The organism is Paenibacillus sp. SRL342, assembly GCF_984798905.1.
Map to the genome: position 1 here is coordinate 1,920,335 of NZ_OZ481790.1, position 26,316 is coordinate 1,946,650.

Consider the following 26,316-nt stretch of genomic DNA (forward strand, 5'->3'; position numbering starts at 1 on the left):
TTACCACGCGTATGCATTAGGTGCATGTCCACCTGGACCCGGGAAAATCTCATCCAGACGTTTGAGCACAGCTTCATCCAAAGTCACGTCCAGACATTTGAGTGCGGTCTCAAACTGCTCCAGTGTACGCGGTCCGATAATCGGGGCGGTCACTGCCGGATTGGCTGCAACCCATGCCAAAGCCACCGTATCCTGTGGTTCACCGAGATCACGACAGAGTGCAGCAAAGTCTTCAAGCTGAGTTTGCTGCTGCTCGATCCGTCCAGCGATGCCCCCGCTGCGTGTTCCTTCCAGCTTCTGCAGAGCGTTACGTCCCAGTAATCCACCATCCAGTGGACTCCATGGAATGACGCCGAGGCCCAGCTCTTTGGCAGCGGGCAGTACTTCCAACTCAGGCAAACGACAGTTGAGACTATATTTATGTTGCTCGGAAACCAGGCCGAGGAAATGACGATTCTTGGCTTCGCTTTGAGCGATTGCAATCTGCCATGCAGCAAAGTTACTCGATCCTACATAACCGATTTTACCCTGATGAACGGCATTCTCAAATGCACCCCACAGTTCATTCCATGATACGGCTGGGTCTACATGATGCATCTGGTATAGCTCGATATGATCGGTCTGTAAGCGGCGGAGGGAACCCTCCAGATGCCGTCTGATTTTGTAGGCGGAGAGGCCAGCTTCGTTGTTGGGGCCGTCTGTATCATCATGCATGGAGCCATAGACTTTGGTGGCCAGAACCACTTTCTCACGTCTGCCACCACCCTGGTTGAACCAGCGTCCGATAATTTCTTCGGTAAGACCGGAATTCTCACCCCAGCCGTAGATGTTAGCGGTATCAAAAAAGTTCACGCCTGCATCAAGTGCTGCGTCCATAATGCGAAAAGCTTCTTTTTCATCTGTAGCTGGCCCAAAATTCATGGTACCGAGACAGATTCGGCTGACCTTGAGGCCTGATTTACCCAAATACGAATATTGCATGTTGCTTATCCCTCCTGCGTACCTGATTTGAATTCAGCTATATTTTAACTCAGACGGGAGGTCAGAACAACTTGGAAAGGCCAATCTCTATTGGCTTATAGGTAAAATCTATTAAAGTCATAGATTGTATATCTTGGTCAAATGACCTTGGAATATGATACAAAAGAGAGAGTTAATATGAGACGTTACTTTATGAATAATTAATGAATGAAATATAAGGAGTGGACAACCCAATGGCAGACGTAAAAAAAATTGCAGTTATTGCAGGTGACGGAATCGGCCCTGAAGTCGTAGCTGAGGCTGAGAAAGTTCTTAAACGTACGGAGGAAGTATTCGGTTATCGTTTTGAGACAGAGCATGCGTTGTTTGGCGGAATTGCGATTGATGAGAAGGGTACACCTCTTCCAGAAGAAACACTGAGTGTATGTAAAAGTGCAGATGCAGTCCTGCTTGGAGCGGTTGGTGGTCCAAAATGGGATAACAACAGCAAAGAGCTTCGCCCGGAAACAGGCCTGCTGGGTATTCGCAAAGCACTTGGATTGTTCTCCAACCTGCGTCCGGCTGTCGTATTTGATTGCTTGAAGGATGCTTCAACGCTGAAGCCTGAAGTACTGGAAGGTACAGATCTGATGGTGGTACGTGAGTTGACAGGTGGGATCTACTTCGGAGAGAAGTTCAGACGTGAAAGTGCACAGGGCGAAGAGGCTGTGGATACATGTGCATATAATGTAACAGAAGTGGAGCGGATCGTTCGTCAGGCGTTCGAAATTGCGCAAGGACGTCGCAAAAAGCTGGCTTCTGTAGACAAAGCCAACGTATTGGAAACTTCCCGTCTATGGCGTGAAGTCGTGAACCGGGTAGCACCGGATTATCCAGATGTTGAACTGGAGCATGTACTGGTAGACAACTGCGCGATGCAATTGCTGCGTCGTCCGTCCAGCTTCGATGTCATCGTAACGGAAAACATGTTTGGAGATATCTTGAGTGATGAAGCAGCGATGTTGACAGGTTCCATCGGTATGCTCGCATCTGCATCACTGGGAGAGGGCAGCTTCGGACTCTATGAGCCGGTACACGGTTCTGCACCGGATATCGCAGGTCAAGGCCTCGCTAATCCGATTGCAACCATTCTCTCTTTGGCATTGATGTTCCGTACAACCTTTGGTTATACGGAAGGTGCGGATGCCATTGAAGCGGCTGTATCGGATGTATTGAACGCAGGACACCGCACGAGTGATATTGCTGTAGACAAGAGCACAGCGATCAGCACGACCGAAATGGGTGATTTGATCGTGGCGGCTATTCAGAAACAGGCGTAATTATATTACCAACTACAGGCAGCCCTTTGTTTCCAGTTATGGAATGTACAGAGGGCTGTTCCTTTATCATTTTTGCCACGAAAAATCCTTATTTATAATGATTATAAAAAAATAATGTTTATAATCTTGACTTTGGGAAGTCCGGATGATAACATTTTACTTGTACTTGTTATCAAGTATCAAATCAATTTAATTACAGGAAAAGCGTACGCGTTTTTCTTGATGATGAGCAATCCGCAAGGATGCTTACATAATCCCAAAGGAGGAATTTTTAGTTATGGCAGAACGTTTGGTAGGTAGACCAGCACCGGATTTCGCAATGGAAACAGTATCGGGAGACGGACAAGACTTTGGTTCCGTTAAACTGTCCGATTATCGTGGCAAATGGCTTGTATTCTTCTTTTATCCTTTGGACTTCACATTTGTGTGCCCAACTGAAATTACAGCTTTGAGCGTTGCTTCCGAGCAATTCAAAGCTTTGGATACAGAAATCCTTGGCGTGAGTGTAGACTCCGTACACAGCCACAAAGCATGGATCAATACACCTGTAGACAGCAATGGTCTGGGTCAATTGAACTTCCCACTGGCTTCCGATATCACGAAGCAAGTGGCTAAAGATTACGGCGTTCTGATCGAAGAAGAAGGCGTAGCATTGCGCGGTCTGTTCATCATCGATCCAGAAGGCGAATTGAAATATCAAGTAGTTAACCACAACGATGTAGGCCGTAGTGTTGAAGAAACACTTCGCGTACTGCAAGCACTGCAATCCGGCGGATTGTGTGCAATGAACTGGAAACCAGGCGACACTAACCTGTAAGCCAGATTAACTTGAACGGTTTTTGTTCAAGCCCTCATCCCGTTAGGGATTGAGGGCTTTTTGCACCCTTTTGACGGAAGTTATCACGAAGTTAATCAAAAGTGTTTGAACAAGCAGCTAAGCGTGTTAATAATATATTAGAAGAAAGTCTTCTTTTTATCTGTTGAAAGAGGAATTGATGGCCTTTAAGGCGAATAGGGTATGGAAACCCGGTAAATATTCCGGTGCTCTGCATTTATAATCTGTACATGAATGTGATACACTGATGGAACTATTCCTTTTCGGAAGTGCTGGAAGTGTACGGGATTGAATGTTTATCAAAAAAGTCCCGGCACGAATAAGGAGGGTGAACAAAAATGAGTTACTGTTGTGGGGCAAGTATGGTTGGAACGAAGGGCACGCTGAAGCATTACCGCACCCAGGTTCATAATGTTCCCCTGCTGTTTTGCCCGGTGTGTCACCGGGTTGAGGTGCATTATAAAGTGGAAAATGAATATGAAATTCTCGCTGAATATGCGCATGGAGACGGTGCATCCGAGATCGATTTTCAGGATTATGTAACAGAAGATGAAGATGCGATTTTCGAAAACTGTGTAAACCGTGAGAGTGAGGATGCCATGGTCATTGTGCAGCGCCAGATTGATATGGCTCTGGATTTGCTCAGGCTCGCGAAGGAAACCAAAGACGAGAAGTGGGAAAGCGAACTTAAACGTCGATTAGCTGTGATGAGTCAGCGCAGACTGAAAATTCAGCATAATAAGACCGGACTATAGATGAACTTGGATATATCACAAATTAAAGATATTAAAAACGAAGCTGATTTGCCTAACTGGGTGAAACGGCTTCGTTTTTGTGCTGTGTTCTGGAACTAATTCGAGGTTTTTTTTAAAATAATTTCCATTCGACACTTTCTCCGATTGACTCTCTTCTATAAACTTGTCTATGATAAAAACAGACTTGCAAAAGAGGCGGAGCAAAAAATGTTCGTGTTTGGGAATAGGAGAAGGTCAGAATGGGACAAACGTATATGATTTTCCGGATCAACTGTTGGTTACCGGGAATAGACCAGCATGAGTTCCGGCCATGCCATCCATATTTTCGGCTCAGCCCCCCAACGAAAGGGCACCGGTAATGAAAAATAAAATCGGCCCTTCCTGTTTCTGTGATGATATGATGTCCGAATGGCAAGTTTATCATTTACGTGAAAAGGAGGAACCTGACATGATTAGTGAATTTCAGGATACAGTGCCTCAACCAACGGATGGATTCCCGCCTGTGCATCTGGATAACAACAAGTACGAGAATGTACTGGAACATCTGGATAGCGGTATTATGTTGTTTGACAGTCACGGTGTATTGACGTTTATTAACGTTCAGATGGCAAAGTTGTTGGAACTTCCAAGAAGTCTGTTGAGCGGCTGCACCCTGATGCAAATGCTGCATCATCCGCAGATGAGCCGATTCAAGAAAAAGAAAATTTTACGTATCTATCGGGAAACTATTTTTCACCGTAAGCGCTATCATGAATTGATTGATGAATACGGAAGGCATTGGTTGGTTACTGTGACGTACGGTGATCAGATGGATGGCGACTTCTTGTTCAGCGTCAAAGATGTATCTGATTATAAACAAATTGAACAGACCGCTTATCAAAATGACAAACTTGCGATGCTGGGGCGAATTTCAGCATCTATTGCTCATGAAATTCGTAATCCGTTGACTGCAATCCGTGGGTTCATCCAACTGCTCAGGCCCCATTTGCTGCAGCTCGGCAAAGACGAGTACGCTCGAATCATACTGACGGAGATTGATCGGGCGAATGACATCATCTACGAATTTTTGAATTCTTCCAAACCGTCAGCTCCACAGAAGACCGTGATGTCCGTCGACTCTTTGCTCAAAGAGGTGGTCTTGCTGACCGAAAGCGAAGGGTTGATGAAGGGATGCGAGATCGTACTGGATGAAGGGGATGCCCCGCTGAATGTATCCATTGATGTCAAACAGATTAAGCAGGTTATTTTGAATATGGTGAAAAACGCAATGGATGCCATTGAGGAAGTCGGTGAAGAACACACGGGTCTAATTCGAATATCTACCGCCACTGAAAACAAGTTCGTGCAGATCTCCATCGCGGATAACGGTCATGGGATGGACCATAACACGCTTGTACGTCTGTTTGATCCATTCTTCACGACCAAGGAGAGCGGAACGGGGCTTGGACTTTCGGTGAGTTACCGAATCATCAAGAATCATGGAGGCACCATCTCTGTGGATAGCAAAAAGGGCGAAGGCACGCGGTTTATGATTATGTTACCCTTGGTATATTGAGAAAAGCGGGGAGTCTAGGAGTTGGCCATTTGCCAACTCCTTTGTTTTATGTTGCCAATAAGGGTTATAGTTAGTAATGAATGCGAATACATAAGCTCCATAACGGAAGGATGAGATGCAGATGGAAATCCAAGGAATGGAACGAATGAATCAACAACTGATGGATCATGTGGGAAAAGTGATTGTGGGAAAACAGCATACCATAGAGCTGGTGATGACAGCGATCATAGCGTCAGGACATGTGCTGCTGGAGGATGTACCGGGTACCGGGAAAACGATGCTCGCCAAATCGGTAGCCTCTTCATTGGACTGCACATTCCAACGCATACAGTTTACACCGGACTTGCTGCCCTCTGACTTAACAGGAATTCATTTTTTTAATCAAAAAGAAGGGGATTTTGAATTCCGACCCGGCCCCTTGTTTGCCAATCTTGTACTAGCCGATGAGATTAATCGGGCTACACCGCGTACACAATCAAGCTTGCTGGAGTGTATGGAAGAGCGCCAGATCAGTATCGACGGTTCAACGAGACAGCTGGAACGGCCATTCATCGTTATCGCCACCCAGAACCCTGTAGATAACCAAGGAACTTTTCCGCTACCTGAAGCGCAGATGGATCGTTTTATGATGAAAATTCGCATGGGTTATCCAAGCAGTGAAGAGAGTGTAGAAATTTTGAGACGTACGGTAGCCAGTCGTTCAGTTGATGATCTCTCGGCAGTGATCAGTCGTGAAGAACTTTTGAAGGCACAGGATACGTATAAAACAGTGCAAATCAACGAAGATTTGCTACGATATATCATTCAGTTAACCGAAGCGACAAGGCAACATCCCGAGCTCTCGCTTGGCGTAAGTCCACGAGGGGCTCAGGCATTACTCAAGGCAAGTCAGGCCTGGGCTGCGCTGCATGGCAGAGACTTTGTTTTACCTGATGATATTAAAGTTCTGGCGGAACCTGTGCTGGCCCACCGACTTGTATTCCGTAACCGGATCAGACAACAAGAGGGCTTGGCGGAGCGTATCATCCAGGAACTTCTGAATCAGACAGAAGTGCCTACGGAGAATCTCGCTACAAGCGGGCGTTAATCTTATGGCATTATTATGGCTTGTCCTTGTTGGAGGCATTGTCGTAGTTATACATGGTGTGTGGTTTGGACGACCTGCACTGCGAAAGCTCAAGTACAGCAGACAATTCAGCAAGCTGCGTTGTTACGCTGGAGATGAACTTGAGATGGTGGAGACGATATCAAATGAAAAACGGGTCTCCGTACCGTGGCTCAGACTTGAATCGATGATGCCAGTGTCGTTTGTATTTCGTTCCGGCTCAGGTATGGATATTAGCCAAGGCGAGATCTATCAGAACCATAAGAGTATTTTTACGTTAAAACCGTTTACTCGTATTACGCGCAAGCATCCTTTTACATGTACTCAGCGTGGGATTTATCCATTAAATACAGCAACGATGACAGGTGGGGATCTCTTTGGCGTGTGGCGTTCCACCAAACCGATTCCTTTGCAAATGTCTATGATTGTGTATCCTTCATTAGTGAATGCAGAGGATCTTCCTGCAATTTATCAGGTATGGCAGGGAGAAGTGGAAGTATCACGATGGATTGTTGAAGATCCTTTCTTGATCCTGGGTGTTCGGCCTTATGGTGCAGGGGACCCCATGAATCGTATTCACTGGAAAGCGAGTGCACGTACAGGTGAATTACAAGTCTACAAGCAGGGATGGACAGCTGATCCGCAATCCTGGATTGTAGTCAACATTCAGGAATCGGCAGATATGTGGAGTGTTGTAACTCGACCGGAGAAGATTGAACGGGCTCTCCGTTACGCTGCCACGGCTGCAGTGGATGCCATCGGTAGAGGGTTGCCGGCAGGCTTCGCCCATAATGGTTATCATGTGGGTGGAGGCCGCGATACACTTCGGATTGAGCCGGATTATGGCACGCCCCATCTGGAACGGTTACTGGAAGCTATGGCAGAGACAGAGTTGAAATGCATGGTGCCCATGGAGCAATTCCTGAACGATGAAGTACGTCTGAATGAAGAAGCACAGCAAATCCGCAGCTATCTGCTGATTACATCCTATGTATCTGCCGCTATGGAGCACGAGATTGCACGTCTGCACGAACAAGGACATCGTGTAACGATTCTCCCGGTTGAGGACGTGAAGGGTAATACGAAGGCGGTGAGTGCATGAGGAACAGACCGGTAGCGACGACCAAAGGACTCATAGCAATGCTTGCCGTCTTGATGGCTGGCATATACCTTTTTCCGATATTTACGCTTGCTTCATTCTACGCAATGGAACATTTGCCGTTCACATTATTCATCCTGGTTGTTCTTGTAGGTTGGTTGGGACAGTTCATTCAGCATAAAATTCCAGGTTTTAGCGAGAAGAATACATTCATTCATGGAGTAACGGCACTCGTCATAGGATTTCTCTTCGCACTCGTTGTTGGGATGAGCCTTATTCTCTCGTTGCCGGAAATCATCACATTGGTACTGTGTGGGGTCATCTCGGCTTATGCAGGTCTGACCTTCCAGCCAGTCTTTCATTCAGTGTTGTTATGGCGCTTGCAGATTATGGGTGTAATCAGTGCAATCGTGCTTATGATTGCTTCGAACTCGTTGGGATTCATGCAGCCGATAAGAACCTATACCCTATGGATCTATATTGCGGGAGTGATCAGCTTTGCCTTTTGGCTGGTTGGACGATATATGCTGCAACTGGATCAGGCAATACTCAATGATGGCAAGAGAAGATTGGTATTAAAAGATTTTGCACGTGCGAATCATCAGCGGTTCATGTGGATGTTTATTGTTATCGTTGCGATCGGTGCTTTCCCAAGTCTGGCTGCCTGGCTGGGACCGCTACGTGACCGCTTGCTTGCATGGATCAGGGGATGGTTTGGTCCGATTTCTGGCGAGGAGCCACGATTACCAATGGACAACCCCAATCAGCCGCTAAATATACCGAATGACTGGAGAGAGCCGCCATCCGAGCCATCAGTCTTCTGGGACATCCTCGGATGGGTAGTGATGTGTGCTGTAGCAGGAGCAATTCTGTGGCTGCTTCTGAGGTTGGGACAAAAAACGATAAACAGACTTATGGATCGATTCAAGGGGATGTTACAACCAGGTGAAAAGAAGGCAGAACCACGGACGGAGTATATCGATGTCAGTGAGACGCTTGATGCGCCAGCAAAAGTCCGAAAGAATTGGTTTCGAAAGAAAGAAGCGCCACCTGCACAGGATGCTGAACGTGTTCGGTATTACTATCGGACTTGGATTGAAAGAGCTGCTCATCGAGGCGTGGTAATACAGGGGACGCACACTCCGCTGGAGGCTGCACAGACCATTATTCAGAATGGTGTGAAGGTAGAAGAAGATGAGCTGTCTGCGAGACTGCCAGATACGTATAATGCCGTTCGTTATGGAGAGAAAGCTCCCGATCGTTCCGATATGGTTGAGATTGACCGAATCTGGAGATCTTATCGAAGTAAATAAGTCCGGAATCCCTTTACTTTTCTTGTCACGTTCAAGTATCATGAGAGGAATACACAAGTTGGTCAGAAAAGGAGCAGACATTAATGAAGACAAATCATTGTAAAATTGTAGATTGTACGATCCGTGATGGCGGATTGGTGAATAATTGGGACTTTAGCGTGGACTTTGTTCAACAGCTATATGCTGGATTGAATGAAGCTGGCGTTGATTATATGGAAATTGGATATAAAAACTCTCCGAAGTTGCTTAAAGGCGCCGAGGAAGCAGGACCATGGCGTTTCCTGAACGATGATTTCCTGCGTAAAGTTATCCCTCAAAAAGGCAATACCAAACTGTCTGCACTGGTTGACGTAGGTCGTGTGGACGAAAATGATATCTTGCCTCGCAGTGAGAGCATGCTGGATCTGATCCGGGTTGCCTGCTACAGCAAAGATGTAGACAAGGCACTTGCACTGGTTCAAACATTCCATGATCGTGGATACGAAACTACACTTAATATTATGGCACTCTCCAATGTTATGGAGAATGAGTTGCTGGAAGCATTTGAATTGATCAAAGAAAGCGCTGTGGATGTTGTTTACATTGTAGACTCCTACGGTAGCTTGGACCATAATGATGTGAAATATCTGGTAGAGAAGTTCAAGACTCACTTGCCTAACAAGCGTCTTGGTGTTCACACACATAATAATATGCAACTTGCGTTTTCTAACACATTGGTTGCTGCAGAACTTGGCGTTGAACTGCTTGATGCTTCTGTGTATGGTATGGGCCGTGCTGCTGGAAACTGTCCAACCGAATTGCTTGTAGCTCATCTCAAAGGAACAAAATACAACTTGCGTCCAGTACTTGGTGTATTGGAACAGTTGATGGTTCCACTGAGAGAAAAAGAAGAATGGGGTTACATTCTGCCTTACATGATTACAGGTGCGTTGGACGAGCATCCACGTTCAGCGATGGCGATTCGCTCATCGGAAGACAAGGATAAGGTTGTTGATTTTTATGATAAATTAACAACACCAGAAGTGAATTTTGATAAGTAATATAGTCTGAAATACAGTTGTAAAATAGGGAAACATGGACTCTAACTGGAGATCCATGTTTTTTTAGTTCTTAATGCCTTGTTTTTCTCTATATTTATGAATAAATATTCCTAGGAGTAACTATTTTTTAGTTCACGTATACAAAATTAAATGTTATTATGTACCAGATAGCATGTGTATGCATGTGAATTGAACGTTGGTTAATATGATTTTTGTCGAATCGTGTAGTAAGTTTTTAAGTTTGGTTAATGTAATTCAGGATAGGTGATCCCGGGAAGGAAAACACGGCATGAAGGTTAATCTGCAAGATCAGAGAAAAATAAGTTGGGTCGCTGTGTGCGGCTTATTGTGTTTCCTCGCAAGTCAATGGTTTCGTTCTTCTTCAAGCTCTGATCTGATCATATCGGGTTACCCGGTTTTGACACTCTTGGGTGGATTCGCTGCGGCAGCGGCTTGTATCGGCATCTACAATCAAAGCTGGTTGTTTCGGACACAGAAGCTAACTCTTCGGAGGACATTATTGACAACACTCTTTTTATTGATTGGTCTGTTTGAACTGGTTCATATTGTTTCATTTGCAGAAGAGATTCCAAATGGAGCCATGATGGAATCGGAGTTCTCCTTAATGATGTCAACCATGGGATCTTTGGTATGTTCAGTAGGTTTACTGCTCGTGTATACCTTAAATGAGAAAGAAATTGCATTACCACGCAAATTCTTACTGTTCAGTGGGACATTGGGTACCTTTGTTATTCTGTACATACTGGCTATTCAGGAATGGAGCATGTTGCCGAGTATGCTTGACGGGGAAGTGCTGGGTGGTATCTTCACCCGAGTTCATCTTATGGTTGGATTGCTCTATGGCATTATTGCGGTTCTTATGTTTGTGCAATGGAAAAAAACCAAAGATGCTGATCTACCAACCATTCTATGTGGCATTCTGTGTTTCTTTTTTGGTGAATGTTATTTTGTTTCAGCAACTGGGGTGAACGATCTCAATCTGTTATTAGGATTGCTGAGTAATTGTATGGCATATTTTTTCATTCAAAAAGGACTGTATACGTCCGTAGTGGACACGCCTTTCCTGCAACAGCAGGTCGCGGAAGCCAAGATGAACTATATTGCTCATCATGATGATGTAACGGGACTTCCAAACCGTCGTCGCCTTTCACAGCGGTTGAAAAAAATGATGGATGATGCCGTGGTGCAAGAACAGCTTGTTGGCGTACTGGTCCTGAATATTAATCGGTTCAAAACCATTAATGATTCGCTCGGACAGCAAGCAGCTAACCGGGTTTTGCGTCAGGTAGGTCAACGACTGAAACATTCGTCACTTCCAGGAGAAGAAGTCTTTGGATTGGGAAGAGATGAGTTTGCATTAACGATGACAGATTTCAGTTCAACCGATACAGCGTTGCGTCGGACAAGATCCATCTTGCAACTTTTTGAGAAGCCCGTCTTGGTTGATGGCAATGAGTACCATCTTACACTTGGAATCGGGATGGCCATTTTCCCACATGATGGGGAGTCACCACTGGAGATTATTCAGAATGCAGACACGGCTTTGCATAGTGCCAAGGAACAAGGAATGGAACTGAATCGTTTTGCCCATGCGATGCAGATGAAGGCACAGGAGCGTTTGCAGCTTGAGAATGATCTGCGCAAGGCGTTGGATCGGGGTCAGTTCTACCTGGTCTACCAGCCGCAGGTTAATCTGCAAAGTGGGCTAATCGTTGGCATGGAAGCCTTGGTGCGTTGGCAGCATCCGCAGCGAGGCTCGGTATCTCCGGCGGAATTTATTCCTCTGGCTGAAGAGAGTGGGCTCATTGTACCGCTTGGCGAATGGGTGCTTCGTGAAGCATGTGCACAGAACAAACAGTGGCAGGAAGCCGGTTATCGTAAACTGTGTGTTTCGGTGAATCTGTCGATGAGACAATTCAGGCACTCCCATTTGTTGGACAATATCAATGGCATTCTCAAAGAGACGGGACTAGAGCCTGTATGGCTTGAACTGGAGATTACAGAGAGCATGACATTTGATAAAGACCGGTCATTCGAACAGTTGCGCAAAATCAAAGAAATTGGTGTGCATATCAGTATTGATGATTTTGGAACGGGGTACAGCTCGTTGCACTATCTGAAGGATCTGCCGATTGATCGGCTCAAGATTGACCGTTCATTCGTCAATGAAGTCATGGAGGACAGCAATAACGCCGCGATCGTATCCACCATCACTTCAATGGCGCATCATTTACAACTGAAAGTCACAGCTGAGGGCGTGGAGAACGAAGATCAGATGGTCTTTCTTCGCAATCAACATTGTCACGAGGCTCAGGGTTATTTCTTCAGCAAACCGATTAAAGCCGCTGAATTTGAAAAGCAGTTTTTGAGAGATGTGGATAAGCCTACAGGATAGGAAACAGCGGGGGCGCGAGGGTGCTCCTGCTTTTTTTGATGGATGTGTAATGAAAAAAATGGGAAATGTGACTTGCATGCTATAGAGGATCATGGTATATTATTTTTTGTAAAAACACTGTTAAATTCCTAAGGAACTTAACAATTAAATCTTCAATCATGCGGGTGTAGTTCAATGGTAGAACTTTAGCCTTCCAAGCTAATAGCGTGGGTTCGATTCCCATCACCCGCTTAACGAAGCAGTACCGGAGCCCTTGCGATGCAGGGGCTTTTTCTATTGCCCTAAAGGAAATCCCGTGGTAACAGCGAACAGAAGATTGTTCTGTCTTCGGAGTAGCGAGTAAGTAAGTAAGTAAGTAAGTAAGTAAGTAAGTAAGTAAGTAAGTATGCTTTAGTTTAATTTATATACCCTTTGCTTTTTTACAATGATCTGGTACAATAACGGAGAAATTGATACTACACATGAATGAGAGGTAACCATACGTCCCATGAAGTAAAACACATGAATTGAACCCCAGTTAACTGCAGACGGTTTTATGACGCAGTCAGCCAGAGCGGCTGAGCAATGAGGGGATTCGTGTGTCCAAATTCAGCTATGGGAAAAGGTATGGAGCAAGTAAGCCTTGTAGGTTTACGTGTACCCTGTGTTTGGGGTTTCTTTGTTCATGCCGTAGCTTACCTTAGATCTGTCTTTGAATGCTTGATCCAACCCTGAATTGCCAAACCGCCGGCTGATGCCAGCGGTTTTTTTGTTCAGCAAAAAGGATGCAGGAAGGATGAGGCCTCATGATGACATTGGTACGCTTACATGAAGTATCAAAAGAATGGAACGGTATTGAATTGTTTACAGGATTGAATTTGGAGATTAATGAGGGCGAACGAATCGCCATTTTGGGTCGCAACGGATGCGGCAAGACAACATTGTTACGCATCATTTTGGGTGAGGAGCATGGTGGTGGACGGATTGAACGTCATATTCCTCAGCAGGAATGGGGGTTCATGCGCCAGCGCTCACAGATTGAGGCCGGGATGAATGTACTGGATGCGGTCCGGCGTGAGAGCGGTCAGATCTATGAAGTGAAACGGAACTTGGAAGAACTGGAACAACGGTTGAGCATGAGCACTGAAGGGGATGAAGAGCTGCTTGCAGCTTATACACAAGTGATGGAGCAATACGAACAGTTGAACGGTTATATGTGGGAGACTGAGGTAGAGAAAGTACTGACCCGCCTTGGATTATCCGCAGAACATTGGAATAGACCCTATCATTCCTTGAGTGGTGGACAAAAAACAAAGGCTCGTTTGGCGGGGCTGCTTGTCAGCAAACCCAAGTTCCTGATCCTGGATGAACCGACAAATCATCTGGATGAGGGAAGCATGCGCTGGCTGGAAGAGTGGTTGTCCTCATATGAAGGTACGCTGTTATTTGTATCACACGATCGTACGTTTATTGATCAGGTAGCAACAGGAGTCATTGAGTTCAGTCCAGATGCCCTGACCAAATACAAGGGCGGATACTCCGACTACAAGATCCACAAAGAGCGTGAATTACGCGAACAGGAAACGATCTACCGCAGGCAGGAATTGGAGCGTAAGGCGCTGGAAGAAACGATTCGAAATTATCAGGAGTGGTTCCATAAAGCGCATAATTCAGCGACCGATGTGGAGGTGAAGATCACCCAGAGCTTCTACAAGGCCAAAGCCAATAAAAATATTTCTCGTTACCATGCGAAACAAAAACAGCTGGAGCGGTTGGAAAAGGAACGGGTGGATAAACCTCGTGAAGCCGCAAAGTTGAACATGGAATTACAGATGAATCCACTGGCTGCACGCCAGCTGCTTGCGCTGGAAGAGGTGAGTTTTTCATATACGGGAGACAAACCATTGCTGCGCGATCTTCGGATTGCTGTGGAACGTGGAGATCGGCTTGCTGTACGAGGTCCTAATGGAACGGGCAAGACAACACTGCTGAAGTTGATGATTGGTGAACTGGAACCTTCGCAAGGCAAGGTCACACGGCATCCACAGCTGAAAATCGGTTACTTTTCACAGGAGCTGGAAGGGCTTCCCGAAAATCTGACGCTGCTGGACAGCTTGCTTACCCTTCCATCCATGACACAAAGTGCGGCACGTACCATTCTGGGATGTTTCCTATTTTCCAGGGATGATGTATTCAAGCGCATTGGGGATTTGAGCATGGGGGAAAAGTGCAGAGTGGCATTTCTGAGACTGTATTTTGGCGGAGCGAATCTGCTGGTGCTGGACGAACCAACGAACTATCTGGACATCGATACCCAGGAAGTCATGGAAAATGTATTAAAACAGGCTTCAGGTGCTTTGGTGCTTGTATCCCATGACCGGATGCTAACGAAGACACTCGCGAATCGATTGTGCGATCTGGAGGCAGGAGGCACAGCAACCCTGTTTGAAGGGGGGGTATCCGATTGGGAGCAGTCCAACAAACTTCGGGAGATGGCGCTGGAGACCCGGGAATCCGATGACGAGCGATTGCGATTGGAGATGCGCCTATCGGAGTTGCTGTCTCCTGTAAGCACTGCTGGAAAGGACAGTCTGACACAGCCCGAGCATTCGAATGAGCGAGCAGTCGAGGCAGCTGAGATTTGGGAAATCCAGCAGCGCCTGAAACAATTGAAAGATAAGGGTGCAAGCATAAATTAGAACATGGACGGCTTGCTATTTCGATCTATTTTGCATATAATTATGAACGATCATTGATGATTACATCAATATAGGTAAGTGTTTAAAAAGATCGGTTTTCAGTACCAAGAAGATGGGATGAAGATAGAAATGGAGTAGCGGAGCGTAGGAAAACTACGTGAGCAACTACAATGTTTCCGAAGGAAACATACTTCGTAAGCATCTGCTTATTCGGCTGAATGCCATATTCGACGCTGATCATGCCGCTAGGCATCATTCGTAATCATAAGCGGACTTTTTGACAACCTCTAGAGGTTTAACTTAAAAGCAAACGTGATGATGGAGATAAGTAAGCAGTGCCTCTGGACAGGGAGGAAGCGCCGTAGATTGAGAGCGTTTCTGTAGAACAAGGCTGCCGAAATTCACTCCGAAGCGGTTCCCTGAACCTGTTTGTGTGCAAACACAGAGGCAATAGTAGGGGCAAACGGTTAACGGTCGTTATTCCGTACAAAGTGAGACAGAATCGGTTGCAGGCCAGAAGGGCCACGCAACAATGGATGTCTAACAAGGGTGGTACCACGGTCTTTTCGTCCCTTCAGGGGAGAGAAGGCCTTTTTTTGTTGCAAAAACACCACAAAAAGGGGGCAATTACACATGAAAGAACGTTTAGAGGCATTGAAGATCGAAGCGCTGGAGCAGTTGTCTGGTGTGAATGATCCGCAGACGCTCGGTGATCTGCGTGTAAAGTATTTGGGAAAAAAGGGTGCATTAACTGAGATTTTGCGTGGTATGGGTGCGCTTAGTGCGGAGGAACGTCCAGTTATTGGTCAAGTAGCCAATGATGTTCGGGCTGCCATTGAGGAAGTCATCGACAGCAAGCAGGATCAGTTCCAGAAGGAAGAGACGGCGAAGCGTCTGCAATCCGAGAAAATTGATGTGACTCTGCCAGGACGTCGTGGACGTCAAGGCGGACTGCATCCACTGACCAAAGTGGTACAGGAGATCGAAGATATTTTCATCGGTATGGGATACCGCGTTGCGGAAGGTCCTGAAGTCGAAATGGATTATTACAACTTTGAAGCATTGAATCTGCCGAAGAATCACCCGGCGCGCGATATGCAGGATTCCTTCTATGTTACCGAAGACTTGTTGATGCGTACCCATACATCTCCGGTTCAAGTACGTACCATGCAGAGCATGAAGGGCGAAGTGCCTGTCAAAGTCATCTGCCCAGGTAAAGTATACCGCCGTGATGACGACGATGCGACGCACTCTTTCCAATTCAACCAGGTTGAAGGATTGGTCATCAGCGAAAACATTCGTATGAGCGATCTGAAAGGAACCCTGCTGCAATTCGTGCGCGAAATGTTCGGTTCCCACACGGAAATTCGTCTGCGTCCAAGTTTCTTCCCGTTCACAGAGCCAAGTGCGGAAGTGGATGTAACTTGTGTACAATGTGGCGGCAGTGGCTGTCGGGTATGTAAGCAAACAGGCTGGCTTGAAATTTTGGGCGGCGGTATGGTTCACCCCAAAGTACTGGAAATGGGTGGTTATGATCCGGAGAAATACAGTGGTTTTGCATTTGGTATGGGCGTAGAGCGTATCGCGATGCTGAAGTATGGTGTCGATGATATCCGTCACTTCTACAATAGTGATCTGACCTTCCTGAAGCAATTTGGGCGGCTGTAACTTTAAGTCAAGAAAGATTAACCATATAGAGCAAGCGAATGAACCGGGAACACCAATTTATAGATGAAGGAAGTGAACGTCCATGAGAGTATCGACAGATTGGCTGTCTGATTATATTTCCCTTGAAGGTGTGACGCCACAGGAATTGGCTGAGAAAATCACCCGTGCGGGTGTCGAAATTGATGTAGTGGAGAACCGCAACAAGGGCGTGAATAAAGTTGTTGTAGGTTATGTGAAGAGCAAGGAGAAACACCCCGATGCAGACAAACTGAATGTATGTGTCATTGATGCTGGCCAGGAAGAAGATCTGCAGATCGTGTGTGGTGCAAAAAATGTGGATGCAGGCCAAAAAGTAGTCGTAGCCCTGGTTGGAGCGAAGCTCCCTGGTGGATTGGATATCAAAAAAGCCAAACTGCGCGGTGTTGTCTCCCTTGGCATGATCTGTTCCGCCAAAGAGCTGGGCATGAACGATAAATTGTTGCCCAAAGATCAGCAGGAAGGTATTCTCGTTCTGCCAGAACAAACAGAGGTTGGCACGCCAATTAGTCAGGTTCTTGGTCTTGACGATCATGTGCTTGAACTGGACCTGACACCGAACCGTTCCGACTGTCTCAGCATGCGTGGTGCGGCTTATGAAGTGGGTGCCATTCTGGGTCGTGAAGTGAAGCTGCCAAGTCCCAAAGACCAACTGGTTGAAATTGGTGATGCAGCCGCGAATCATATCTCTGTAGAGATTAAGGCACAGGAGCAATGCAGTCACTATGCAGCTCGTTATGTAACCGGCATTAAGCTGGGTGCTTCCCCGCTGTGGATGCAAAACCGTCTCATGGCGGCAGGTGTTCGCCCAATCAATAACATCGTTGATATCACGAACTATGTCATGCTGGAATACGGTCAACCGCTACATGCATTCGATGCGGATAAGCTGGAAAAGGGCCATATTGAAGTGCGGATGGCTAAAGAAGGCGAAACGATTGTTACACTGGATGGACAGGAGCGCAAGCTGGAGCCGCACATGTTGCTCATCACGGACGGCGTGAAACCTGTAGCCATCGCTGGGGTTATGGGTGGCGAGAATTCCGAGGTATCGGAGGGCACGGTGAATCTGTTGCTGGAGTCCGCCAAGTTCGACGGCGGAACCGTTCGGAAAACGTCGCGCCAACTGGGGCTGCGTTCCGAAGCAAGCATGCGTTTTGAGAAGGAAGTAGATCCGGGTGCAGTCATTACAGCTTTGGATCGTGCGGCTGAACTAATTCAGCGTTATGCTGAAGGTGAAGTGCATCAGGGAATCGTGGAAGCTGGAGCAGAAGCTGCGGAGAAACGTGTGATTCAATTGTCGCTGGACAGACTGAATCGTTATCTGGGAACCGATCTGTCTTTGCTTGAGGTAAAAACCATCTTCGCTCGTTTGCACTTTGCATGTGGTGATGCTGATCAAGGATTGCTGGATGTGGAAGTGCCAACACGCAGAGGGGATATTACGCTTGATGTAGACTTGTTTGAAGAGATTGCACGCCTGTACGGATATGACAACATTCCGACCACATGGATTGAAGGACCGACGACACCGGGAGCATATACACGCTCTCAAGCGATGCGTCGCACGATTCGTGGATTGCTCTCAGGCAGTGGCTGGCAGGAAATGATCAGTTACTCCTTTGTACACCCGGATAAAGCGACATTGTTCCCGGCATTGACACAAGGCAGTAATGCTGTGAAACTCGCGATGCCTATGAGTGAGGACCGCAGTGTGCTTCGTACGAGTATTTTGCCGCAAATGCTGGATGCAGCGGTGTATAACATGAACCGTAAACAGGATTCACTGGCTGTATTTGAAGTGGGCAATGTGTTCTTCACCGAAGAAGATCAGTTGACCAAGCAACCACATGAAATCCCAGTACTGGGGCTGCTTCTCACCGGAAATCGTGCAAGCCAGCAGTGGAATGTTGGAGCGGAGAAAGTAGACTTCTTCGATCTGAAAGGTGCGCTTGAGCATCTGTTCGCCTATGTGGGGCTTGAACAACGCATTCGCTTGGTAGCAAACAGCCCTGAAGGATTCCATCCGGGACGTTCCGCATCGGTTTACCTGGAAGGTAAGGATGGCGGGGAAGGCACATTGATCGGTACATTGGGTCAATTGCATCCGGAACTGCAACAGCAGTATGATCTGAATGATGTATACATCGCAGAGATTGCACTTGAATCGATCTACAGCGAAGCAGACGCTGACATTCGTTATCGTGAGCTTCCACGTTTCCCAGCCATGGAACGTGATATCGCGGTTGTTGTGAATGAGGATGTTGAAGCTGGAGATATGCTGCGCGCCATTCGTGAATCGGCGGGTGAATTGTTACAAAACGTACAGGTATTCGATGTGTTTACTGGCAGTAAACTGGGTGAAAACAAGAAGAGCGTGGCGATGGCACTGGTATACCGGAATCGTGAACGTACACTCACCGATGAGGAAGTTACTGAAGTTCATGCCCGTGTAGTGGCTCGTCTGGAAGAGCAATTCGGAGCGGAATTGCGTAAATAGGACAAAAGAAGATTTTTTGAACAAAGATTAGCAGGAATTGTTTGAAGTCACATCGAATCCTTAGCATTAGAGGATCGATGTGACTTTTTTGTGATTACAGCTTAGAATCAACATACAGACTTGAAGGAGGGCACAACTGTGACTACACCTGATCGTACACGCGTCACCGTAGAGATCTACGGGACTTCCTATAAACTGGTTGGTAGCAGTGCCGACTATATGAAACAAGTAGCTAACCTGGTAGATGAGCGTATGGGCGCAATCTCCAAGCAAAATTCCCGTCTGGATACTCCGCGTATTGCGGTACTGGCGGCTGTACATATGGCTGAACAGTCTCTTCAGACTCAGGAAATCCGTAATGAACTGAAGATGCTCACTGGAGAACGTACAGAACTGAGAAACGAATTGAATCGGTTGAACGCCATACAAAATGAACATCAACAAGAATTGGAACGGCGTGACCAGGCTCTTGCTGATTTGCAAAAGCTGAAGATTGAAGCCGAGCAGGCGTTGCAAAAGTCCGAATCGGACAAAAATTCAGAGATAGCCAAGTTGAATACGCTGTTGGAGCAAGAACGCGCTCAAGCAACGGAGCGAGTGCAGAAATTGCAGGCGCAAGCGACGGCACAACTGAAGGAAGCAGAAGCCAAGGGAACGAAACAGCTGAAGGAAATGGAAGAGAAAGCGGCTAACCAGCTTAAAAATGCACAGGTACAGGCTGCTTCCCAGCTCAAAGAAGCTCAGAACCGTTCTGCAGCCGAATTGCAGCAGGCGCAGGCCAAAGCTGCGGCACAATATAAAGAGCTGCAGGACAAGACTGCAGCTCAATTAAAAGAAGTCGAAAGCCGTGCCGTTGCAGAACGTCAGCAGATTGAAGCCAAGGCTGCGCAGCAGGTTCAGACAGCCAAGGAAGAAGCCGAGTCGGCCATTTTGTCCGAGTTGGAGCAGGCAGAGAGCAATCTGAAGAAAGCTCAGGAAGAAGCAACGCTGCAATATAAGGAACTTCAGCAACAAATGGAACTTCGTCTTCAACAGGCTGAAGAAAAAGCGTTGCAACAGACACAAGAGCTCACGGCTCAGGCGAATCGGGAACGGGCTGACTTGCAGGAACAAGCGGAGCAGCAGCGCCTGACTGAGATAAATCAGTTGAATGCGGAGTTCAAGGCGTTATCCGAGCAGTTGGAACTCGAATGGATGGAGAAAGAAGCAGCCCTCGAGGAGCAATTACAGCAAGCCAAGGAAGCAGCAGCGTCCCAGGCGAAAGAAGCCGAAGCGGCGGCAGAGGCCTTGTTGCAAGAAGAACAGGGCAAGCTCAAACAGCAACTTGAGGAACAACGTAAACAGGCGGAGGCTCGACTATTAGATGTCGAAGAGCAATTAGAAGAAGTAATGACCCAGCTCATCAGTGCACAGGACATGGTTGCAGAGCAAGAACAGCAGCTTCAGCACGAGCGTGGTCAATTGGAATCGTTACGTCATGAGCATGGGGTCCGTAAACAAGAGCAGGAAGTTCAGACTCGCCGAATTACGGAACTGGAACAACAACTGGAGCAGTTGAAAGAGGACCGTTCCCAGTTGCAGGAGCTTCTGCGTGAGACGGAACAGGCTGCCCAGCAATCCCGTGATTCACAGGAACAATGGAAGCAGAAGTATAATGAAACTGTGGATAGAGAAACCTCTCTCACAGCACAGCTGCGCAAACTTCAGGAGCAACATGCACAGCTTGAACAGGAAGCCCAAAAGCTTCGTGAGGCTGAAGTGAAGTCGGAAGAGGAACAGCGCAGACTGCAAAAAGTGCTTGAACAGGCTCATGCTGCGGTGCGTACATTGCAGAATGAGATCGGTACGCTTACGGAACGTGAGCAGTCCTGGAAGAACCTTGCTGAGCAGCGATTGGCTGAGATCGGAGACCTGGAGAATCAGATTCTTGAAGTTGCTGAACAAAATGAAACGTTGGAATCTGGTGTGCAATCCCTCCATGACGAATTGTCCGTGGTGAAGGAAGAATCTCGTTTCAACCATGAAGAAGCTGTGCAATACCAGAAGGATGCAGAGCTTTTGGAAGAGAAACGCAATCAGCTTGAAGTTGAGCTAAATGTTGTTCGGGAAGAGCTGAACCGACTTCAGGATAACTATAAACAAATCCGTAATGATTACAGTGATGCGTTACAACGGGAAGAGAATTACAGTTCCAAGCTGGATGAATTGAGCAAAGAGAAACAAGAGATTGTGAGCGCACTTGAAGAAGCGAGACAGTCTTCAGCGAAACTTTCCGAGCGCTACTCGGAGCAAGAGAGCCGGCTAGCCCAGACTGAGGAAGAAGCATTGGAGTGGCAGATCAAACACGAAGAACTGTCAGCCAAACAGACCGAGTTGGCATCCCGTCTGGAGCAGTTGACAAGACGTGAAGAAGAACTTCGCTCAAGCGTTGAACAAGCAGAGCAGAACAACCAGGTGTGGCAACGCCGTGCAGACGAATGGGCGGCTCAGGAACAATCCTGGCAGGAGCGCTGGGCTGCACTTGAGAATGAACTAACGGTTTGGAAGAGAGAAAGTGCGGCAAGTAGTGAGTTGCTGGAGGGGCTGGAGCAAGAACGACAGCAGCTGGACAAGTTACGTGCAGAAGCGACCCAAGAGAAAGAGATCATGGAAACTGAACTGCTTGAGATGGGGGAGCGTTACGAACTAGCGGCCAACCAATTACGATTGTTACAGGTTGAACGTGAAATGGAGCAGGAGAAGGCTGAGCAGCTGAACACGGAATATCGTCAGTTGCATGATGAATATACGAAATTGCAGACGGAATATAACGAATGGATTGAATTGATTGAACAGGACCAGACCTAGCGGATTGATTGTAGCAGAACTGGCTCGTGTGCAACGCACTCTGGTACAATTTGTTATACTAAAGAAGGAGCTCCCGTCGCTGCGGGGGCTCCTTGTCTTGAATACTATTCTTCAACGATAATTTTGGAGATCATGCTGCTGTGTCCGGAACCACAGAAGACCGAACAGGACATTTCAAATTCACCGACTTTGTCCGGGGTGATCACTTTGGAACTATTTCTGGTGTCGAGCGTAAGATTCAGCTCAGGCACAAGAATACCGTGGTTTCCGTTCACATTTTCATAAACAATCTTAACCGGGACACCTTTTTTAAGATGGTACTCGGGTTGATCAAATTTGTAGTTGCTTGCCTTGATGACCAGTTCTTCACTGGCTGTAACGCCAGCATCCGACCCGTTGCTGTCAGAGTCTGCGGACGGATTCGCTCCTCCACATGCAGTGAGGACCAGAATTAACATACAGGCAGTGAGCCATGTTATGCCTTTCTTCATTATGTGCCTCCTTAAAGCGTGATATGGATAAAATTTGAATGATTGCTCCAGTCATCATACCGCAATATGTGGATGCCTGTACACGCTGCGTATGTCGTTTTTTTGAAAATTGTACGTGTACGGCAGAGCATGCGTACTGCCCGAATGAAATAAACCCCTTCCGGCCTAGGGCCTTCAGAGGTTTAGGAGAATTCATGGGGGCGTTAAGGTGAAGTGGAGATTAACTTTTGGAGCTTCGTCCGGCATCAAAAGGGGTGGATACCGGGATGAAGAGATCGATAATCCCGATAACCAGCGCAGCGAGAATGGCACCGAGCAGGCTGACTTCAACATGATCTACAACATATTGACCAAGCCAAATCACCAGTGCGCTTACGATAAATCCGACAATACCGCGACCAAACGGGTTGACCCTTTTGCCGAAGATACCTTCAACGATCCAGCCGAGCAGGGCAATGACGAGAGCAAGCAACAGGGCGCTCCAGAAGCCACCAACGGCGAATCCGGGAACGATCCAGCTGACCACCATTAATACAATTGCAGCGATGATAAATCGCACGACATGTCCCAGGAAATTCATGGTGTTTACCTCCTTTTATTCGGATTGAACTGAGCAGGGCAACTCCAGGGGGATGGAGAGGTTGCACAATCCTGACACCTGTAGTTTGTGGTGCTATGGTTGAAGTTATGTGTGGAAGGATTCGTTAAATAGCGTAAGAAAGTTTCTTTCGTTATAATACAGATAATAGTTTGGAAGGAGTTGTACACTTGGACACGAAAATTTTACACACACTGGAATATCGCAAAATTTTAAATACATTGCTTAGCTTTGCTCAGACGACCATGGGAAAAAAGAAAGCGGAGCAACTTGAACCAAGCAGTGAACTTGAAGAAGTGAAGCGCTTGTTGCAGCAAACCGATGAAGCCTTCACATTTGATCGCCTGAAAGGCTCGCCGTCGTTTGGGGGAATTGTAGATATTACGGCTTCCATCAAACGTGCTGAAATTGGAGGCACACTTAACCCTCACGAACTTTTGGGAATATCCAATACAACCTTTGCGGCGCGGCGATTGAAACGTCAGATTGGTACTTTGCATGAAGATGAACCCATCGAATCATTGTTCTATATCAGTGATCAACTGTCAGAGCAAAAAACGCTTGAGGATGCCATCAAAATCTGTATTGACGATAATGCAGAGGTTGCCGACAGTGCAAGCGTAACGTTGGCGCAGATTCGTCGTGAGCTGCGAGGCGGAGAAGCACGGATTCGCGAAAAACTGGATTCCATGATACGATCCTCTACCGTATCCAAGATGCTTCAGGATCAGCTCATCACCATCAGAGGAGACCGTTTTGTAATCCCGGTGAAAGCTGAATATCGTTCGTACTTTGGCGGGATTGTGCATGATCAATCCGGTTCGGGTGCGACATTGTTCATTGAGCCGGAATCCATTGTTGCCATGAACAACAAATTACGTGAAACCCGGATTCGGGAAGAACGCGAAATAGAAATTATTTTGCAGAAATTGACGGCACTTGTCAGTGAGCAGGGAGAGTGGCTGTTGTATGATGTCGACTTGCTGGGATCACTTGATTTTATCTTTGCCAAAGCACGTCTCGCTCGAGAACTAAAAGCAACATTGCCTCGCATGAATGACCGCGGGTTCCTGAAGCTTAAGAAAGGCCGTCATCCACTGATTGCGATCGAAAATGTGGTTCCAATCGACATAGAGCTGGGCAATGATTACACATCCATTATCGTGACAGGTCCGAATACGGGTGGTAAGACGGTAACGCTCAAAACGATTGGATTGCTGAGCCTGATGGCAATGTCCGGTTTATTTGTTCCGGCTGAGGATGGCAGTCAGTTATGTGTATTTGATGCGATCTATGCAGACATTGGGGACGAGCAGAGTATCGAGCAGAATCTGAGTACTTTCTCCAGTCATATGACCAACATCATTCGCATTCTGAAAAACATGACGCCGAAAAGTTTGGTGTTGCTCGATGAACTTGGAGCAGGGACAGACCCTGCTGAAGGTTCCGCACTGGCGATCTCCATGCTGGAGCATATGCACCGGACGGGATGTCGCATGGTTGCAACTACCCACTACAGTGAACTGAAAGCATACGCATATGAGCGTAAAGGTGTCATTAATGCCAGCATGGAATTTGATATCAACACACTGAGTCCAACCTATCGCCTTCTGGTGGGTGTACCTGGACGAAGTAATGCATTTGCCATTGCAGAGCGACTGGGACTGCCGGGTTACATTCTCGACTACGCTCGTGGCGAAGTGAAGGAAGAGGATCAACGGATTGAGCACATGATTGCTTCTCTTGAAGAGAACCGTCTTACGGCTGAACAAGAGCGTGAGAAGGCAGAGAGCTTGCGCCAGGATATGGAGAAATTACGCAGTCGTCATCAGACCGAACTGGAGAAGCTGGAACAGCAGCGTGATCGCCGGATTGAAAAAGCAGAAGAAGATGCACGCAGCATTGTGGACAAGGCTCGTGCGGAAGCGGAGAAGATTATAGCCGATCTTCGCCTGTTGGCTATGGAAGAAGGTGCTTCCGTGAAGGAGCACAAACTCATTGCTGCCCGCAAACAGCTGGACGAGGCGGAACCGGAGAAACGCAGAAAAACGGTCAAGAAGACGGCAACCGCGCCGAAGACTCGTGCCATCGGTCCTGGTGATGAAGTGCTTGTCTACAGTTTGAATCAAAAAGGCCATGTTGTAGAGATGTCGGGCAGCAAAGACGCTATGGTACAACTGGGGATTATGAAAATGAAAGTATCCCTGGATGACCTGGAACTGCAGCAATCGGCTCCTGCAGCCAAACCGAAACAAAAACCGGTAACGGGTATGAAACGCACACGTGATGACAATGTGAAAAGTGAATTGGATCTGCGTGGTACCAACCTGGAAGAAGCCCTGATGGAGACAGATCGATTCATTGATGAAGCTTTCCTTGCCAACCTGGGCCAAGTTTATATTATTCACGGTAAAGGTACGGGGATTTTACGTTCCGGTATTCAGGATTACCTGCGTAAGCATAAACATATTAAAAGCTACCGGCTGGGCAATTACGGAGAAGGCGGGAACGGTGTGACCGTCGCAGAATTGGAATAGCCGGTCCATGAATCAATGATATTCTGTGACCTTATTCTTGAAGGTCGCAGATGGGGAGAGGGGAACGGTGCGTGATAGAAAGCATTGACCAATTGCTGTCTCATCCCTTGGGGATGGTACTCGGTTTTTTCTCGGTAGCGATTATGGAGCTGCTTGTATTTCTGGCTTGCTTCGAACTGGTGACCAAGTATAAATGCTGGACGGAGATCAAAAAGGGCAATGTGGCCGTTGCGATGGCTACAGGAGGTAAGATCTTCGGGATATGCAACGTACTGCGTTTCTGCATACAGGCTAAATCTTCGGTGTATGAAGCCATGACGTGGTCGTTTGTTGGGTTCTTCCTTCTGCTCGTTGCCTATTTTTTGTTCGAATTCCTGACACCCGTGTTCTCCATTGATAAGGAGATCGCAGCGGACAACCGAGCTGTTGGATTGATATCCATGGTTATTTCCGTTTCATTGTCGTTTGTTATTGGCGCGAGTATTATCTAGGGGGACCGGTCATGAAGATATTGATACGGATTCTGTTTGCGGCATCAATTGT

General features: G+C 47.0%; 18 protein-coding genes and 1 tRNA gene. 16 read left to right on the forward strand and 3 right to left on the reverse strand.

What is annotated here, in order from left to right:
• Positions 1-981, reverse strand: coding sequence for an aldo/keto reductase (locus AC4E8D_RS08830; protein ID WP_221822893.1), 981 nt, complete (start codon positions 979-981; stop codon positions 1-3).
• 233 nt (positions 982-1,214) lie between these two features.
• Between AC4E8D_RS08830 and leuB the strand changes: the two genes are divergently transcribed.
• The 14 genes from leuB to AC4E8D_RS08900 all read left to right on the forward strand — a co-directional run bounded on the left by leuB (position 1,215) and on the right by AC4E8D_RS08900 (position 22,147).
• Positions 1,215-2,300, forward strand: a complete 1,086-nt coding sequence (gene leuB, locus AC4E8D_RS08835) for a 3-isopropylmalate dehydrogenase (protein WP_036610148.1) — start codon at positions 1,215-1,217, stop codon at positions 2,298-2,300.
• Positions 2,301-2,577: 277 nt separating this feature from the next.
• Positions 2,578-3,117, forward strand: coding sequence for a peroxiredoxin (locus AC4E8D_RS08840; protein WP_036610146.1), 540 nt, complete (start codon positions 2,578-2,580; stop codon positions 3,115-3,117).
• Positions 3,118-3,473: 356 nt separating this feature from the next.
• Complete coding sequence (locus AC4E8D_RS08845; RefSeq protein WP_017689649.1) at positions 3,474-3,890, forward strand: hypothetical protein; 417 nt, start codon at positions 3,474-3,476, stop codon at positions 3,888-3,890.
• Between the two features lie 448 nt (positions 3,891-4,338).
• On the forward strand, positions 4,339-5,445 hold the full coding sequence (locus AC4E8D_RS08850) for a PAS domain-containing sensor histidine kinase (protein ID WP_076209212.1): 1,107 nt from the start codon (positions 4,339-4,341) through the stop codon (positions 5,443-5,445).
• A 121-nt stretch (positions 5,446-5,566) separates the two neighbouring features.
• On the forward strand, positions 5,567-6,532 hold the full coding sequence (locus AC4E8D_RS08855) for an AAA family ATPase (RefSeq protein WP_490206092.1): 966 nt from the start codon (positions 5,567-5,569) through the stop codon (positions 6,530-6,532).
• Positions 6,533-6,536: 4 nt separating this feature from the next.
• On the forward strand, positions 6,537-7,652 hold the full coding sequence (locus AC4E8D_RS08860; protein ID WP_047842250.1) for a DUF58 domain-containing protein: 1,116 nt from the start codon (positions 6,537-6,539) through the stop codon (positions 7,650-7,652).
• Positions 7,649-8,962, forward strand: a complete 1,314-nt coding sequence (locus tag AC4E8D_RS08865) for a DUF4129 domain-containing protein (RefSeq protein ID WP_490206093.1) — start codon at positions 7,649-7,651, stop codon at positions 8,960-8,962. The genes AC4E8D_RS08860 and AC4E8D_RS08865 overlap by 4 nt, the downstream gene beginning before the upstream one ends.
• 83 nt (positions 8,963-9,045) lie before the next feature.
• Positions 9,046-10,002 (forward strand): aldolase catalytic domain-containing protein, encoded by a 957-nt coding sequence (locus AC4E8D_RS08870; RefSeq protein WP_047842252.1) that lies wholly within the window; start codon positions 9,046-9,048, stop codon positions 10,000-10,002.
• A 289-nt stretch (positions 10,003-10,291) separates the two neighbouring features.
• Positions 10,292-12,418: a bifunctional diguanylate cyclase/phosphodiesterase gene (locus AC4E8D_RS08875; RefSeq protein ID WP_490206094.1), complete on the forward strand. Its 2,127-nt coding sequence runs from the start codon at positions 10,292-10,294 to the stop codon at positions 12,416-12,418.
• Between the two features lie 160 nt (positions 12,419-12,578).
• A tRNA-Gly gene (locus AC4E8D_RS08880) sits at positions 12,579-12,649 on the forward strand.
• 554 nt (positions 12,650-13,203) lie between these two features.
• Positions 13,204-15,096 (forward strand): ribosomal protection-like ABC-F family protein, encoded by a 1,893-nt coding sequence (abc-f, locus tag AC4E8D_RS08885; protein WP_490206095.1) that lies wholly within the window; start codon positions 13,204-13,206, stop codon positions 15,094-15,096.
• A 633-nt stretch (positions 15,097-15,729) separates the two neighbouring features.
• Positions 15,730-16,764: a phenylalanine--tRNA ligase subunit alpha gene (gene pheS / locus AC4E8D_RS08890; RefSeq protein WP_017689641.1), complete on the forward strand. Its 1,035-nt coding sequence runs from the start codon at positions 15,730-15,732 to the stop codon at positions 16,762-16,764.
• Positions 16,765-16,846: 82 nt separating this feature from the next.
• The gene (gene pheT, locus AC4E8D_RS08895; protein ID WP_490206096.1) at positions 16,847-19,300 is read left to right on the forward strand and encodes a phenylalanine--tRNA ligase subunit beta; all 2,454 of its coding nucleotides are present in this window, start codon (positions 16,847-16,849) and stop codon (positions 19,298-19,300) included.
• A 138-nt stretch (positions 19,301-19,438) separates the two neighbouring features.
• Positions 19,439-22,147, forward strand: coding sequence for a hypothetical protein (locus AC4E8D_RS08900; RefSeq protein ID WP_490206097.1), 2,709 nt, complete (start codon positions 19,439-19,441; stop codon positions 22,145-22,147).
• A gap of 104 nt (positions 22,148-22,251) precedes the next feature.
• Here AC4E8D_RS08900 and AC4E8D_RS08905 read toward each other — a convergent pair whose 3' ends face one another.
• Positions 22,252-22,638 carry a cupredoxin domain-containing protein gene (locus AC4E8D_RS08905; RefSeq protein ID WP_237176224.1) on the reverse strand — a complete coding sequence of 129 codons (387 nt, stop codon included), beginning with the start codon at positions 22,636-22,638 and terminating at the stop codon, positions 22,252-22,254.
• 220 nt (positions 22,639-22,858) lie between these two features.
• Positions 22,859-23,218, reverse strand: coding sequence for a phage holin family protein (locus tag AC4E8D_RS08910; RefSeq protein WP_017689637.1), 360 nt, complete (start codon positions 23,216-23,218; stop codon positions 22,859-22,861).
• A 188-nt stretch (positions 23,219-23,406) separates the two neighbouring features.
• On the opposite strand from AC4E8D_RS08910, the gene AC4E8D_RS08915 reads away from it, so the two are divergent.
• Positions 23,407-25,773, forward strand: a complete 2,367-nt coding sequence (locus AC4E8D_RS08915; RefSeq protein WP_124113694.1) for an endonuclease MutS2 — start codon at positions 23,407-23,409, stop codon at positions 25,771-25,773.
• Between the two features lie 50 nt (positions 25,774-25,823).
• Positions 25,824-26,264, forward strand: a complete 441-nt coding sequence (locus AC4E8D_RS08920) for a DUF350 domain-containing protein (RefSeq protein WP_083656925.1) — start codon at positions 25,824-25,826, stop codon at positions 26,262-26,264.
• The last annotated feature ends 52 nt before the right edge of the window (positions 26,265-26,316 follow it).